Raw genomic sequence first — 15,154 nt, 5'->3', positions numbered from 1 at the left:
CTGGGAGTTCGAGTCTCTCCACCCGTGCAATTTCTGGTAGTATAAAGCATCATAGCATATGATAACATTTATTAAAGAATCTATCGAGGAAATGAGGACAAAAGTTTCATGGCCTCCGTATAGTGAGTTGCAACGTAGCTCCGGCTTAGTGGTAGTGGGATGTTTGGTGTTTGCTATATTGCTTTTTGTTATCGATCAGGGCTTTGACAATGTAATGTCTTGGTTCTACGGTCAGTTTTAAATCCTGAAACTACGTTTTTTGATGAGTGAACTTAAGTGGTATGTTGTACGGGTTGTCAGCGGCCAGGAGAAAAAGGTAAAATCCTATCTTGAGACCGAAATCGTAAGGGCCAAACTTGAGGAGTTTATTCCCCAAGTGTTGATTCCTATGGAAAAGGTGTATGAGATGCGTCAAGGTAAAAAACGTGTGAGGGAGAGAAACTTTTTTCCAGGCTATGTGATAGTCCATGCAGATCTTACTCATGGCGAAGCTCATCACTTAATAAATAGCGTGCCTGGTGTTATTGGTTTCCTGGGTTCCGATGAAGGAGGCGCTTCCAAAACTCCTGTTCCATTGCGCCAATCAGAGATAAATAGGATTTTAGGTCGAGTTGATGAAGTTGAAGAATTCGAAGAGAAGACCGAAACACCGTTTATCGTCGGTGAATCTGTAAAAGTAATGGACGGACCTTTCAGTGGTTTTACAGGTACTATTGAGGAGGTTTTTGAAGAGCGTAAAAAACTTAACGTTATGGTTAAGATTTTCGGTCGTAACACTCCTGTTGAGTTGAATTACATGCAAGTAGAAAAACAAGAGTAGCAAAATGGCTAAAGAAGTTAGTGGTTATCTGAAATTGCAAATAAAGGGCGGAGCGGCCAATCCTTCCCCTCCTGTGGGCCCTGCATTAGGTAGTAAGGGACTAAACATCATGGAGTTCTGTAAGCAGTTTAATGCCAGGACTCAGGATAAAGCTGGAGTTTTACTACCGGTATTGATTACGATTTATTCCGATAAATCATTTGAATTTGTTGTAAAAACTCCTCCTGCTCCAGTAATGATCTTGGAGGCTATTAAGTTGAAGAAGGGGTCTGCAGAACCAAACCGAAATAAGGTTGGGTCCATTTCATGGGATCAGATTAAGGTAATTGCAGAGACAAAGATGCCTGATTTGAATGCATTTACGATAGAGTCTGCTATGAAGCAAGTTGCGGGTACGGCAAGAAGTATGGGGGTTACTGTTTCAGGAACTGCTCCCTGGAATAACTAAAAGTTTGAAAAATGGCTAAGTTAACAAAGAAACAGAAAGAAGTTTTAGGTAAATACAACCCTGAGCAGTCGTACTCTCTTCAGGATGCCTCGGCTCTTGTGAAAGATATTACTTTTACTAAATTTGATGCTTCTGTTGATCTTGACATACGTTTGGGGGTTGACCCGCGTAAAGCAGATCAAATGGTAAGAGGTGTGGTTGCTTTGCCACATGGTACAGGTAAAGATGTAAGAGTATTGGTGCTTTGTACGCCTGACAAAGAAGAAGAGGCAAAGGCTGCGGGAGCCGATTATGTAGGGCTAGATGAATTTATCAAGAAGATCGAAGGTGGTTGGACTGATGTTGATGTGATCATCACTATGCCTACTGTAATGGCTAAAATTGGTCGTATTGGTAGAATTTTGGGGCCAAGAGGTTTAATGCCTAACCCAAAAGCTGGTACTGTTACCCTTGAAGTGGGAAAAGCAGTGAAAGAAGTGAAGTCAGGTAAAATTGACTTTAAAGTTGATAAGTTTGGTATTATCCATACTAGTATTGGAAAAGTATCTTTCTCTCAGGAAAAGATTCAGGAAAATGCTGATGCTTTGATTCAGACAATCTTGAAATTAAAGCCGGCTGCTGCTAAGGGTACATATGTGAAAACCGTGTCTTTGAGTAGTACCATGAGTCCAGGTATTTCCATAGATAAAAACAGTATTTCAGGTATATAATCATGACTAGAGAAGAAAAAGCACAGATAATTGAAAATTTAACGGAAAAATTTTCAAACACCAATTTTTTCTACATCGCCGATGCATCTGGTCTTACAGTAGCCCAGGTAAATGAGTTTAGAGGCCTTTGCTTCGAAAAAGGTATTGAATACCTCGTGGTTAAGAACTCCCTGATAAAAAAGGCATTAGAGAAATTAGATACAGACTACGCTCCATTTAATGATTCCGTTTTAAAAGGATTCTCAGGTGTTTTATTTTCACCTGAATCTGGTAGCGAGCCTGCTCGAATCATAAAAGATTTTAGAAAATCAGTAGAAGGTAAGCCGGTGTTGAAGGGCGCTTCCATCGATTCCGATCTCTTCATAGGCGAAGAAAACCTTGAGACTCTAAGCAAGCTTAAATCTAAGACTGAGCTTATTGGAGAGGTTATCAGTATCCTTCAATCTCCTGCGAAAAATGTTATCTCTGCCCTGCAAAGTGGCGAGCATACACTGGCAGGACTCGTTAAGACGTTGTCTGAACGGTAATTTTAAAAGTGTTGGTTTAATTTATTACATTCAATTAATTTAAATTAGAAGTTAAAATGGCAGATTTAAAAGCATTCGCTGAGCAGTTGGTTAACTTGACTGTTAAGGAGGTTAATGAGTTGGCTGAAATCCTTAAGGAAGAATATGGTATCGAGCCTGCAGCCGCTGCTGCCCCTGTTATGGTTGCTGGTGGTGCTGCTGAAGGTGGTGCTGCAGAAGAGAAAACTGAATTCGACGTAGTTCTTAAGTCAGCAGGTGCATCTAAACTAAAAGTTGTTAAAGCAGTTAAAGAATTAACTGGTGTTGGTTTGAAAGATGCTAAAGAGATCGTTGACAGTGCACCTAAAACAATCAAAGAAGGTGTAGCTAAAGATGAGGCTGAAGGTCTTAAGAAATCTTTAGAGGAAGTTGGCGCAGAGGTAGAATTAAAATAATAACCCATCATAACCGTTATTTTAATGGTTACCCATTGAGATAGGCCTGGCATTTTCGTCAGGTCTTTTCCTGTTTGTACGTATATTTTGCTATAAAAGCGTAGCATGATTTTGTGGTAACTACGCGTAGTTTTTGCTATATACTGATTTCTAGAATTTAAAATTATAAAGCTTTGGCTAATACAATTCAATCCAGGAGAAAAAGCTTCTCATCCATTCGGAAAGTTCTCGATTATCCAGATTTTCTTGATGTGCAATTACAGTCTTTCAAGGATTTTTTCCAGTTGGAAACTGCAGCGGAAAAAAGGACGCAGGAGGGGCTTTTCAAGGTTTTCTCTGAAAATTTCCCAATTTCAGATTCCAGAGAAAACTTTGTGTTGGAGTTCATTGACTATATGGTGGATCCTCCCAAGTATTCGGTAGATGAGTGTATTGATAGAGGATTGACGTATTCTGTTCCGTTAAAAGCGAAACTGAGGTTATCTTGTAACGATGAAGATAACGAAGACTTTGAAACGATTGAGCAGGAAGTTTTCTTAGGAAATATTCCTTATATGACGGCAAAAGGCTCCTTTGTTATTAATGGAGCTGAGCGGGTGGTGGTCTCTCAGTTACACAGATCCCCAGGGGTGTTCTTTGCCCAAAGTAAACACACCAATGGAACCAAGCTTTATTCCGCCAGGATTATTCCTTTTAAAGGTTCATGGATCGAATTTGCTACAGACGTCAATAATGTGATGTTTGCTTATATCGATCGTAAAAAGAAATTTCCTGTAACTACTTTGTTACGGGCAATTGGTTTTGGTTCTGATAAAGATATTCTTGATTTATTTGGTTTGTCAGAGGAAGTGGAGGCTACTGCTGATGAACTGAAAAAAGTAGTGGGTAGAAAGCTTGCTGCTCGGGTCCTTCGAACCTGGACTGAAGACTTCGTGGATGAAGATACTGGTGAGGTAGTTTCTATTGACAGGAATGAAGTGTTGTTGGAAAGGGATTCTATCCTTTCAGAGGACGATATCGAAATTATCCAGGATTCGGGAGCAGGATCTGTTATTTTACACCGTGAAGATGTAAATGTTACAGACTACTCTATTATATATAATACGCTTCAAAAAGATAACTCTAACTCAGAGAAAGAAGCAGTAGAACAAATTTACCGACAGTTAAGAAATACGGAAGCTCCTGATGAGCAAACGGCTCGTGAGGTGATCCACAGTTTATTCTTTAGCGATAAACGATACGATCTTGGTGAGGTTGGGCGCTATAGAATAAATAAAAAACTTGGCCTTGAAATTGAAGGTGAAGTAAGTGTCTTAACTAAGGAAGATATAATTCGAATTGTTAAGTACCTAATCGGTTTAATTAACTCTAAGGCCGTTGTTGATGATATTGACCACTTAAGTAACCGTAGAGTACGTACCGTAGGGGAACAATTATATAGCCAATTTGGTGTCGGTTTAGCCAGAATGGCCCGAACCATTAAAGAAAGAATGAATGTAAGGGACAACGAGGATTTTAAACCTGTTGACCTAATTAATGCCAGAACACTTTCTTCTGTAATTAATTCATTCTTTGGTACCAATCAGCTGTCTCAGTTTATGGATCAAACCAACCCACTGGCAGAAATTACGCACAAACGTCGTATGTCTGCATTAGGTCCAGGTGGTCTGTCAAGAGAAAGAGCTGGTTTTGAGGTGCGTGACGTTCACTATACGCACTATGGACGTCTTTGTACCATTGAAACTCCGGAAGGTCCAAATATTGGTTTGATTTCTTCTTTATGTGTGCATGCTAAAGTAAACAGCATGGGCTTTATCGAAACGCCTTATCGTAGGGTGGAAGAAGGTAAAGTGAATATGGGTAGTGATGTGATCTATCTGACTGCTGAAGAAGAAGATTCTCACAATATTGCACAGGCCAATGCCCCATTAACTGATAGTGGAAACTTCATTAATGAGAAAGTAAAAGCAAGATTTGAAGGTGATTTCCCTGTAGTGGGACCTGATCAGGTATCCTATATGGATATTGCACCTAACCAAATCGTTTCTGTTGCGGCTTCTCTGATTCCGTTCTTAGAGCATGATGATGCGAACCGTGCTTTGATGGGATCAAACATGCAGCGACAGGCAGTTCCTTTGTTGAGACCACAAGCTCCAATTGTGGGAACAGGACTTGAAGCTCGAGTTGCTCGGGATTCAAGAGCCATGGTAGTGGCTGAGGAAGATGGTGTGGTAGAATTTGTAGATGCCAAAAAGATTGTTCTTCGTTATGATTTTTCTGATGATCATAGAAAAGTAAGCTTTGATGAGGACCTCATCACTTATGATTTGGTGAAATTCAGGAGAACAAACCAAGATACTTGTGTTAATCTTAAGCCAATTGTATTACAAGGACAGCGGGTTACAAAAGAACAGGTATTGTGTGAGGGTTATGCAACAAATGAGGGAGAATTAGCCCTTGGACGTAACTTGAAAGTGGCCTACATGCCTTGGCAGGGATATAACTTTGAGGATGCTATTGTAATCTCTGAAAAAGTAGTAAGAGATGATATTTATACCTCTATTCACATTGATGAATATGAATTGGAAGTTCGGGACACCAAGCGAGGTGAAGAAGAGCTTACTTCAGAAATTCCTAATGTGAGCGAGGAAGCCGTAAAAAATCTGGACGAGCACGGTATTATTAGAGAAGGTTCAGAAATTAGAGAAGGAGATATCCTTATTGGTAAGATCACTCCTAAGGGAGAAACTGACCCTACTCCTGAAGAGAAGTTGCTTCGTGCCATTTTCGGTGATAAAGCCGGGGATGTTAAAGATGCATCTTTGAAAGCCTCTCCTTCACTTAGAGGGGTGGTGATTGGAACTAAATTGTTCTCCAGACCTAAGAAAGATAAAGATTTAAGAGCTAAAGCCAAAAAAGAGGTAGAAGCTCTGAAAGCCAGATACAGCAAAGAGCTTTTAGCTACTCGAGCAAAAATGATCCGTAAAATGGTTACTTTGCTCGAAGGTAAAACTAGTCTGGGAGTGAAGCATAAGTTTGGTGACGAGATTATCAGTAAAGGGGTAGCCTTTAATCACCAAAATATTGACAACAATATCTTCCCTCCAAAAAACATTTACAGGGACGAAAGTACCTACAATGTGCCGGAAGAAGTAAACTTGATTTCTGATTTAAATCTGGAAAACTGGGTTGAAGACGAACATACAAATCGTTTGATTGCAGACTTGGTAAAAAATTACAATAAAACCAGAAATGAAATCGCCGGTGAATTTAAAAGGGAGCGTTTTACCCTTGAGGTTGGAGATGAATTACCTGCTGGTATCGTGAAATTGGCTAAAGTTTATGTAGCTAAGAAGCGTAAGTTGAAAGTGGGTGATAAAATGGCCGGTCGTCACGGTAACAAAGGTGTAGTAGCCAAAATTGTTCGTGAGGAAGATATGCCATTCTTGGAAGATGGAACTCCTGTAGATATTTGCTTGAACCCTCTTGGTGTACCTTCCCGTATGAACCTCGGTCAGATTTATGAGGCTGTATTGGGTTGGGCTGGTGAGAAATTAGGTCGTAAATATGCTACTCCAATCTTTGATGGTGCAACAATGGAACAAGTTGCCTCAGAGTTGTCAGAAGCCGGACTTCCTGATTATGGTAGATCTTACCTTTATGATGGACTTACCGGAGAACGCTTCGATCAGCCTGTAACAGTAGGTGTAACCTATATGCTGAAGCTTGGACACTTAGTGGATGATAAAATGCACGCTCGTTCAATTGGACCTTACTCTCTTATTACGCAACAGCCACTTGGTGGTAAAGCCCAGTTTGGAGGTCAGCGTTTTGGAGAAATGGAAGTTTGGGCGCTTGAAGCATTTGGTGCAGCCAATGTGCTTCAGGAAATTTTGACTATTAAGTCAGATGATGTGATCGGTAGAGCGAAAGCTTACGAATCTATTGTAAAAGGAGAGAATATGTCCAGACCAAATATTCCTGAATCATTCAACGTATTGGTTCACGAATTAAGAGGTTTGGCTCTTGAAATTACTTTAGGTTAAAATCATCACTAAACCGGAATAAAGGCCCTCAGGGGCCTCTTTTCAATAAGAAATAATATTACTATGGCGTTCAGAAAAAATAAAAAACTAACCAACGACTTTTCTAAAGTTACTATTAGTTTGGCCTCTCCTGAATCTATTTTGGAGAGTTCTCATGGTGAGGTTACGCAACCTGAGACTATAAACTATAGGACTTATAAACCTGAAATGGGTGGTCTTTTCTGTGAGCGTATTTTCGGTCCTGTAAAAGACTGGGAATGTCATTGTGGGAAATATAAAAGAATTCGCTATAAAGGAATTATCTGTGACCGTTGTGGGGTTGAGGTAACCGAGAAAAAAGTTCGTCGTGAGCGCATGGGACACATCGAATTGGTAGTTCCTGTGGCCCACATTTGGTACTTTAAGTCTCTTCCAAATAAAATCGGTTATTTGTTAGGATTACCTACCAAAAAACTGGATCAGATTATTTATTATGAGCGTTACGCAGTAATTAATCCGGGTGTTAAGGCGGAAGATGGCATTAATTACCTTGATTTTCTTACCGAAGATGAGTATCTGGACATCATGGATAAGCTTCCTCGGGAAAATCAAATGTTGGATGATGATGATCCGGATAAATTTATTGCAAAAATGGGGGCTGAGGCCCTTGAAATGTTACTTTCAAGGTTACAGCTGGATGAACTTTCTTATCAATTAAGACACCAGGCTGCTACTGACTCTTCCCAACAAAGAAAAGCGGAAGCCTTGAAGCGATTGAAGGTAGTTGAGGCTTTCCGTGAAGCAAATACAAGAATTGAAAACCGACCTGAATGGATGGTAATTAAGATGGTACCGGTAATTCCACCGGAATTGAGACCTCTTGTACCATTAGATGGTGGTCGTTTTGCTACTTCCGATTTAAATGATCTTTACAGACGTGTAATTATTCGAAATAACCGTCTGAAAAGACTTATCGATATTAAAGCTCCTGAGGTAATTCTTCGAAATGAGAAGCGTATGCTTCAGGAAGCAGTAGACTCACTTTTCGATAACTCAAGAAAAGTAAATGCTGTTCGATCTGATGGAAACCGTGCTTTGAAATCTTTGAGTGACATGCTTAAAGGTAAGCAAGGACGATTCCGTCAAAACCTTTTAGGTAAAAGGGTGGATTATTCAGGTCGTTCTGTAATTGTAGTGGGGCCTGAATTGAAACTACACGAATGTGGGTTACCTAAGAATATGGCAGCAGAGCTGTTTAAGCCTTTTATTATCAGAAAACTGATTGAAAGAGGTATTGTAAAAACAGTGAAGTCTGCTAAGAAAATTGTTGACCGTAAAGATCCTGTTGTATGGGATATCCTTGAGAATGTATTGAAAGGACACCCTGTATTACTTAACAGGGCTCCTACGCTGCACAGATTAGGTATTCAGGCATTCCAGCCAAAATTAATAGAAGGTAAAGCGATTCAGTTGCACCCATTGGTGTGTACGGCCTTTAACGCGGACTTTGACGGTGACCAAATGGCTGTTCACGTACCATTAGGTCATGAAGCTGTTTTAGAAGCTTCGATGTTAATGCTTTCTTCGCACAATATCTTGAACCCTGCAAATGGTGCTCCAATTACCGTACCTTCTCAGGACATGGTATTGGGTCTTTATTATGTAACCAAGGGTAGAAAGAGCACTCCTGACCACCCTATTGAAGGTGAAGGAAGAATCTTCTACAGTGCAGAAGAAGTGATTATTGCAATTAACGAGGGGGTTCTTTCTAAGCATGCCCATATTAAAGTAAGGACAAAGGTTAGAAACGAGAACGAGGAATTAGAAACCAAGGTAATAGAAACCGTTGCCGGTCGTGTTCTTGTGAATCAATTTGTGCCTGAAGAAGTTGGGTATGTGGATGAGTTATTGACCAAAAAGAAGTTGCAGCAAATTATCGCCAAAATCCTGAAAATTTCAGGTATGGCTAGAACTGCTCAATTCCTTGATGATATTAAACACCTTGGTTTCCAAATGGCCTATAAAGGTGGTCTTTCAATGGGACTGGGTGATGTTCAGGTACCTGTTGAAAAAGAGGGTCTTGTTAATAAGGCCAAAGAGGAAGTAGATGCCGTATGGAATAACTACCTCATGGGGCTAATTACAGATAATGAGAGATATAACCAGGTAATTGATATCTGGACTCGAATTAACTCTCAATTGACAAGTACGCTGATGACCCAATTGGAGGATGATCAGCAAGGATTTAACTCCATTTATATGATGATGCACTCTGGTGCACGGGGTTCTCGTGAGCAGATTCGTCAGTTAGGAGGAATGAGGGGGCTAATGGCCAAGCCTCAAAAGAGTTTGCAGGGTTCTGTAGGCGAAATTATTGAAAATCCAATTCTGTCCAACTTTAAAGAAGGTTTGGATGTATTAGAGTACTTTATCTCTACTCACGGTGCACGTAAAGGTCTTGCCGATACAGCTCTTAAAACAGCGGATGCAGGATATCTAACTCGTCGTTTGGTGGATGTTGCTCAAGATGTGGTAGTAAATGAACCTGATTGTGGTACATTAAGAGGTCTTGTGGTAAGTGCGCTGAAAGACAATGAGGAAATTGTTGAACCGCTTAGTGAGAGAATCCTTGGTCGAGTTTCTGTTCATGATGTATTTGATCCACTTACCGAGGAGCTAATTGTTGCTTCTGGTGATCAAATTACTGAAGAAATTGCAGATCGGATTGAGGCTACCAGTATTGAGGAAGTAGAGATTCGTTCTGTATTGACTTGTGAAGCAAAACAGGGAGTTTGTTCTAAATGTTATGGACGAAACCTAGCTTCCAACAAGATGGTTCAAAAAGGTGAATCAGTGGGAGTTATTGCAGCTCAATCCATTGGTGAGCCAGGAACGCAGTTGACGCTTCGAACATTCCACGTTGGGGGTACAGCATCAAATATTGCCGTTGAGGCCACTATTAAGGCTAAGTTTGGTGGTATCATCGAAACCGAAGAGCTTCGCGCATTAGCAACAACTAATGAAGAAGGAGAAAAGGTTAAGGTGGTTATGGGCCGTTCAGGTGAGATCAGAATCATTGATCCTAAAACCAAGCAGGTATTAATAACTAACCATGTACCTTATGGTGCTTATCTTCAGGTGAAAGATGGAGATACTGTTGAAAAAGGAGATCAACTTTGTTTCTGGGATCCTTATAATGCGGTGATTATGTCTGAATTTGATGGAGTATTAGGTTATGATTCCATTGAAGAGGGCATTACATATAAAGAGGAGTCTGATGAGCAAACCGGACACCGTGAAAAAGTAATCATCGAAACCAAAGATAAAACTAAAAACCCAGCGCTTACTGTGTTAGATAGTGATGGGGAAGTGATTAAGTCTTACAACATACCAGTAGGAGCTCACTTATCTGTTGATTTGGGAGGAAAAGTTATCGCTGGTACTGTTTTGGCAAAGATTCCTCGTACTATGGGTAAATCCCGAGATATTACCGGGGGTCTTCCAAGGGTGACTGAGCTCTTTGAGGCACGTAACCCATCTAACCCTGCTGTGGTAAGTGAAATTGACGGTATCGTTACTTACGGCGGAATTAAGAGGGGTAACCGTGAAATCTTTATTGAGTCCAAGGATGGAGTTAAGAAACGTTACATGGTTTCTTTATCGAAACACATTTTGGTTCAGGATAATGACTTCGTACGTGCAGGTTATCCATTGTCTGATGGTGCCATTACTCCAGCTGATATCCTTTCCATTAAAGGACCTACGGCAGTTCAGGAATACTTGGTAAATGAGATTCAGGAAGTATATCGTCTGCAAGGTGTGAAAATTAATGACAAACACATCGAATGTATCGTAAGACAGATGATGCAGAAGGTACAGATATTAGATGCTGGTGACACTTCTTTCTTGCCGAATCAGATCGTGGACAAGTTCATGTTCAGAGAAGAAAATGATCAGATTCTAGATAAAAAAGTAGTGGTTGAAGCTGGAGATTCTGAAAACCTTAAACCAGGACAAATCATTTCTGCCAGAAGATTAAGAGATGAAAACTCAAGTCTGAAGCGTAGAGATATGAAATTGGTAAAGGTAAGAGATGCTCAGGCAGCAGTTTCTAGACCTACTTTACAGGGTATTACACAATCATCTTTGGGTACAGAAAGCTTTATTTCTGCAGCATCCTTCCAGGAAACTACCAAAGTGTTGAGTGAAGCTTCTATCCGAGGAAAGCAGGATAAATTACTTGGATTGAAAGAAAATGTGATTGTGGGTCACTTAATTCCTGCCGGTACCGGTATGAGAGACTACAATGATCTCATTGTTTCTTCCAAAGAGGATTACGAGAAAATTCTAGCTTCTAAGGAGGAGCATAAGAAGCAAAAAGAATTGCAAAATTAATTTTTATAATGGCAGATAACCAAGATCCAAAGGCCAAAAAGAATCCCAATCAGATCAATATAGAACTGACGGAGGAGATTGCCGAAGGGGTTTACTCCAATTTGGCCATGGTTGCGCATTCTAATAGCGAATTTGTTTTGGATTTCATCCGCTTAATGCCGGGTGCTCCAAAAGCTAAGGTTAAAGCTCGGGTGATTGTAACACCCGAGCATGCCAAACGCTTGCTTCAAGCGTTGAGTGACAATATCCGCAAATTTGAGGAAACCCACGGTCCTATCAAGGAAGCTGCTGGTGCTCCTAAATTCCCTATGAACTTTGGTGGAACGGTCGGAGAGGCCTAAAATAGAAGGTTAACAAAATTATAACTCATTAATTTTGTATAATTTATCTATTTATTTACTTTTGCAGTCCGAAAAAGGAACGGTATCAATTGAAATCTTTAATTCATTTTAAATGCCTACTATACAACAATTAGTAAGAAAGGGTAGAAAAGTTTTGACTTCAAAGTCAAAATCTCCAGCATTGGATTCTTGCCCGCAAAGGAGAGGGGTTTGTACCCGGGTGTACACCACTACACCTAAGAAGCCTAACTCGGCAATGAGAAAAGTTGCCAGGGTAAGGTTGACCAATGGTAAAGAAGTTAACGCTTACATCCCAGGTGAGGGCCACAATCTACAAGAGCACTCAATCGTTTTAATTCGTGGAGGGAGAGTAAAAGATTTACCAGGTGTTCGTTACCACATCGTTAGAGGTGCATTAGATACCGCAGGTGTAAACGGTAGAACACAGCGTAGGTCAAAATATGGTGCAAAACGACCTAAGAAATAAAAATTTATTTAATCTTATAATTAAAAATGAGAAAAGCTAAACCAAAGAAGAGATATATTCTTCCTGATCCGAAGTTCAGCGATACTTTGGTGACAAAGTTTGTGAACTACCTGATGGTTGACGGTAAGAAGAGTATTGCTTATTCTATTTTCTATGATGCCGTAGAGTTAGTAGAAAAAAGAACAAGTGAGAATGGTCTTGAGACTTGGAAAAAGGCATTGAATAACATCATGCCTGCTGTTGAAGTAAAAAGTAGAAGAGTTGGTGGGGCTACATTTCAAGTACCTATGGAGGTTCGTCCAGAGCGTAAGACTTCCCTGGGTATTAAATGGATGATCCGTTATGCAAGGCTTAGAGGTGAAAAAACCATGAAAGAAAGACTTGCTGGTGAAATTATTGCTGCTTCTAAAGGCGAAGGTGCTGCGATTAAGAAGAAGGACGATACTCACAGAATGGCGGAAGCGAATAAGGCGTTTTCACACTTTAGATTTTAATTAAGAAAATGGCTAAGATTAAGAACTTAAATTATTTAAGGAATATCGGTATCATGGCGCACATTGATGCTGGTAAAACCACTACTACTGAACGGATTCTTTACTACACAGGCCTAAGTCATAAAATTGGTGAGGTGCACGAAGGTGGAGCTACCATGGACTGGATGGAGCAGGAGCAAGAAAGAGGTATTACAATTACTTCTGCGGCTACTACTACATTTTGGAAATATCCAACCAGTCAGGGACAGCCTGTAGATGGTACTGAAAATTATAAGGTTAACATTATTGATACTCCGGGTCACGTTGATTTTACCGTTGAGGTAGAGCGTTCCTTAAGAGTTTTGGACGGTGCAGTAGCATTGTTCTGTGCGGTATCTGGTGTAGAGCCGCAGTCTGAAACTGTATGGAGACAGGCAGATAAGTATAAAGTGCCTAGAATCTGTTTTGTAAACAAAATGGATAGAGCGGGTGCTGATTTCTTCAATGCCGTAAATGAAATTAAAGAAAAATTAGGAGCAAATCCTGTTCCTTTGCAAATTCCTATTGGTGCCGAAGATGAGTTCGAAGGGGTAGTTGATTTGATTACCAACCAGGCGATCGTTTGGAACGAGGAAGACAAAGGAATGACCTTCAAAGTAATTGATATTCCAGCTGATCTTCAGGATACCGTTGACGAATGGAGACAAAATCTGGTAGAAAGTGTTGCTGAATATGATGAGGCACTTTTGGAAAAATTCTTTGAAGATCCTGATTCAATTACCAAAGAGGAAATGATGGCTGCTATTCGTGAAGCAGTTATTGATATGTCATTCTCTCCTGTACTTTGTGGTTCTGCATTTAAAAATAAAGGAGTTCAGGCATTATTAGATGCGGTATGTTCTTACTTACCGTCTCCTTTGGATTTACCTGCTGTAGAGGGAGAAAATCCTGATACAGGTGAAAATGAAAAGCGTGAGGCTAATAATGATCAGCCTTTCTCAGCTTTAGCATTTAAGATTGCTACTGACCCATTTGTAGGTCGCTTGGCTTTCATGAGAGTTTATTCTGGTACCTTGGATGCCGGTTCTTATATTCATAACATGAGAACAGGTAAGAAAGAAAGGATTTCCCGATTACTTCAAATGCATGCCAATAAGCAAAATCCTTTGAACAAAGTTGAAGCTGGAGATATCTGTGCTGGTGTTGGTTTCAAAGATATTAAAACAGGTGATACATTAGTAGAACAAGGAAAACCAGTGATTTTGGAATCAATGGACTTCCCTGAGCCTGTAATTGGTTACGCAATTGAGCCAAAAACTCAGGCCGATGTAGATAAATTAGGTGTGGCTATCGCTAAGTTGGTTGAAGAAGATCCAACATTGCGGGTAAATACCGATGAAGAAACAGGGCAGACTATTCTTCGTGGTATGGGAGAGCTCCACTTAGAGATCATCATGGACCGTCTGAAAAGAGAATTCAAGGTAGAAGTTAACCAGGGTGCTCCTCAGGTGGCTTACCGTGAAGATATTACCAAGTTGGTTGAGCATAAAGAGGTTTACAAAAAGCAGACTGGTGGTAAAGGTAAATTTGCCGATATCGTATTCGAACTTTCTCCTAGAGAGGACGACAAACCAGGTCTAGAGTTTGTAAACGGAATTGTGGGTGGTGTGATTCCTAAAGAATTCATTCCATCTATCGAAAAAGGTTTTGCTGCAGCTATGAACAATGGTCCATTAGCAGGATACCCTATCGATGGTATGAAAGTTCGATTATTCCACGGTTCATTCCACGATGTTGACTCCGATGCGCTTTCATTTGAGTTGGCTGCACGATTAGGATTTAAAGAGGCTGCAAAACAAGCCGGTCCTAGATTACTAGAACCAATCATGGCTGTTGAAGTAGTTACTCCTGATGAGTACACTGGTCCTGTAACGGGTGACTTGAACAAGCGTCGTGGTATCATGAAAGGTATGGATACTAAAGGTGGTGCTCAGGTAATCAAAGCTGACGTGCCTTTATCAGAATTGTTCGGTTATGTGACTGACTTACGTACCATTTCATCAGGTCGTGCATCAGCATCTTTAACTTTCTCTCACTACGATCCAGTGCCTAACAATATTGCTGAAGAAGTAATTGCTAAGGTGAAGGGAGATAAAAACTAATTAAGGATATGAATCAGAAAATAAGAATAAAATTAAAATCTTACGATCATAACCTCGTAGATAAGTCTTCCGAGAAGATTGTGAGAGCCGTTAAGTCTACTGGCGCTGTTGTAAGTGGACCAATTCCATTGCCAACTGAAAAAGAAAAGTTCACTGTTTTGAGATCACCTCACGTGAACAAAAAGTCAAGAGAGCAATTCCAGCTTTGTACTTATAAAAGGTTGGTAGATATTTATTCTAACAGTGCAAAGACGGTTGATGCTTTGATGAAACTTGAGTTACCAAGTGGAGTTGATGTAGAAATCAAAGTTTGATAAATACTTATTTCTAAG

13 protein-coding genes are annotated in these 15,154 nt (G+C 40.2%); all 13 read left to right on the top strand.

Annotated features, from left to right (window positions below):
- Positions 1 to 58 precede the first annotated feature (58 nt).
- The gene (gene secE / locus E1171_RS19580) at positions 59 to 241 is read left to right on the top strand and encodes a preprotein translocase subunit SecE (protein WP_155207754.1); all 183 of its coding nucleotides are present in this window, start codon (positions 59 to 61) and stop codon (positions 239 to 241) included.
- 21 nt (positions 242 to 262) lie between these two features.
- Positions 263 to 820 (top strand): transcription termination/antitermination protein NusG, encoded by a 558-nt coding sequence (gene nusG / locus E1171_RS19575; RefSeq protein WP_155207753.1) that lies wholly within the window; start codon positions 263 to 265, stop codon positions 818 to 820.
- Between the two features lie 4 nt (positions 821 to 824).
- Complete coding sequence (gene rplK, locus E1171_RS19570; RefSeq protein ID WP_155207752.1) at positions 825 to 1,268, top strand: 50S ribosomal protein L11; 444 nt, start codon at positions 825 to 827, stop codon at positions 1,266 to 1,268.
- Between the two features lie 11 nt (positions 1,269 to 1,279).
- On the top strand, positions 1,280 to 1,978 hold the full coding sequence (gene rplA, locus E1171_RS19565) for a 50S ribosomal protein L1 (protein ID WP_155207751.1): 699 nt from the start codon (positions 1,280 to 1,282) through the stop codon (positions 1,976 to 1,978).
- A 2-nt stretch (positions 1,979 to 1,980) separates the two neighbouring features.
- Positions 1,981 to 2,505, top strand: a complete 525-nt coding sequence (gene rplJ, locus E1171_RS19560) for a 50S ribosomal protein L10 (protein WP_155207750.1) — start codon at positions 1,981 to 1,983, stop codon at positions 2,503 to 2,505.
- 56 nt (positions 2,506 to 2,561) lie between these two features.
- Positions 2,562 to 2,939 carry a 50S ribosomal protein L7/L12 gene (gene rplL, locus E1171_RS19555; protein WP_155207749.1) on the top strand — a complete coding sequence of 126 codons (378 nt, stop codon included), beginning with the start codon at positions 2,562 to 2,564 and terminating at the stop codon, positions 2,937 to 2,939.
- 173 nt (positions 2,940 to 3,112) lie between these two features.
- Positions 3,113 to 6,985, top strand: a complete 3,873-nt coding sequence (gene rpoB / locus E1171_RS19550) for a DNA-directed RNA polymerase subunit beta (RefSeq protein ID WP_155207748.1) — start codon at positions 3,113 to 3,115, stop codon at positions 6,983 to 6,985.
- Between the two features lie 63 nt (positions 6,986 to 7,048).
- Complete coding sequence (gene rpoC / locus E1171_RS19545; protein ID WP_155207747.1) at positions 7,049 to 11,359, top strand: DNA-directed RNA polymerase subunit beta'; 4,311 nt, start codon at positions 7,049 to 7,051, stop codon at positions 11,357 to 11,359.
- Between the two features lie 8 nt (positions 11,360 to 11,367).
- Positions 11,368 to 11,700, top strand: a complete 333-nt coding sequence (locus E1171_RS19540; RefSeq protein WP_155207746.1) for a DUF3467 domain-containing protein — start codon at positions 11,368 to 11,370, stop codon at positions 11,698 to 11,700.
- A gap of 112 nt (positions 11,701 to 11,812) precedes the next feature.
- Positions 11,813 to 12,187, top strand: coding sequence for a 30S ribosomal protein S12 (gene rpsL / locus E1171_RS19535; RefSeq protein WP_155207745.1), 375 nt, complete (start codon positions 11,813 to 11,815; stop codon positions 12,185 to 12,187).
- A gap of 26 nt (positions 12,188 to 12,213) precedes the next feature.
- Complete coding sequence (gene rpsG, locus E1171_RS19530) at positions 12,214 to 12,681, top strand: 30S ribosomal protein S7 (protein ID WP_155207744.1); 468 nt, start codon at positions 12,214 to 12,216, stop codon at positions 12,679 to 12,681.
- Between the two features lie 8 nt (positions 12,682 to 12,689).
- Complete coding sequence (gene fusA, locus E1171_RS19525) at positions 12,690 to 14,822, top strand: elongation factor G (protein ID WP_155207743.1); 2,133 nt, start codon at positions 12,690 to 12,692, stop codon at positions 14,820 to 14,822.
- 8 nt (positions 14,823 to 14,830) lie between these two features.
- Positions 14,831 to 15,136: a 30S ribosomal protein S10 gene (gene rpsJ / locus E1171_RS19520; RefSeq protein WP_155207742.1), complete on the top strand. Its 306-nt coding sequence runs from the start codon at positions 14,831 to 14,833 to the stop codon at positions 15,134 to 15,136.
- The last annotated feature ends 18 nt before the right edge of the window (positions 15,137 to 15,154 follow it).

This window comes from Xanthovirga aplysinae, assembly GCF_009711365.1.
GTDB classification, from domain to species: domain Bacteria; phylum Bacteroidota; class Bacteroidia; order Cytophagales; family Cyclobacteriaceae; genus Xanthovirga; species Xanthovirga aplysinae.
The sequence above is the reverse complement of the archived record's forward strand: the minus strand, read 5'-3'. Positions and strand labels throughout refer to the sequence as shown.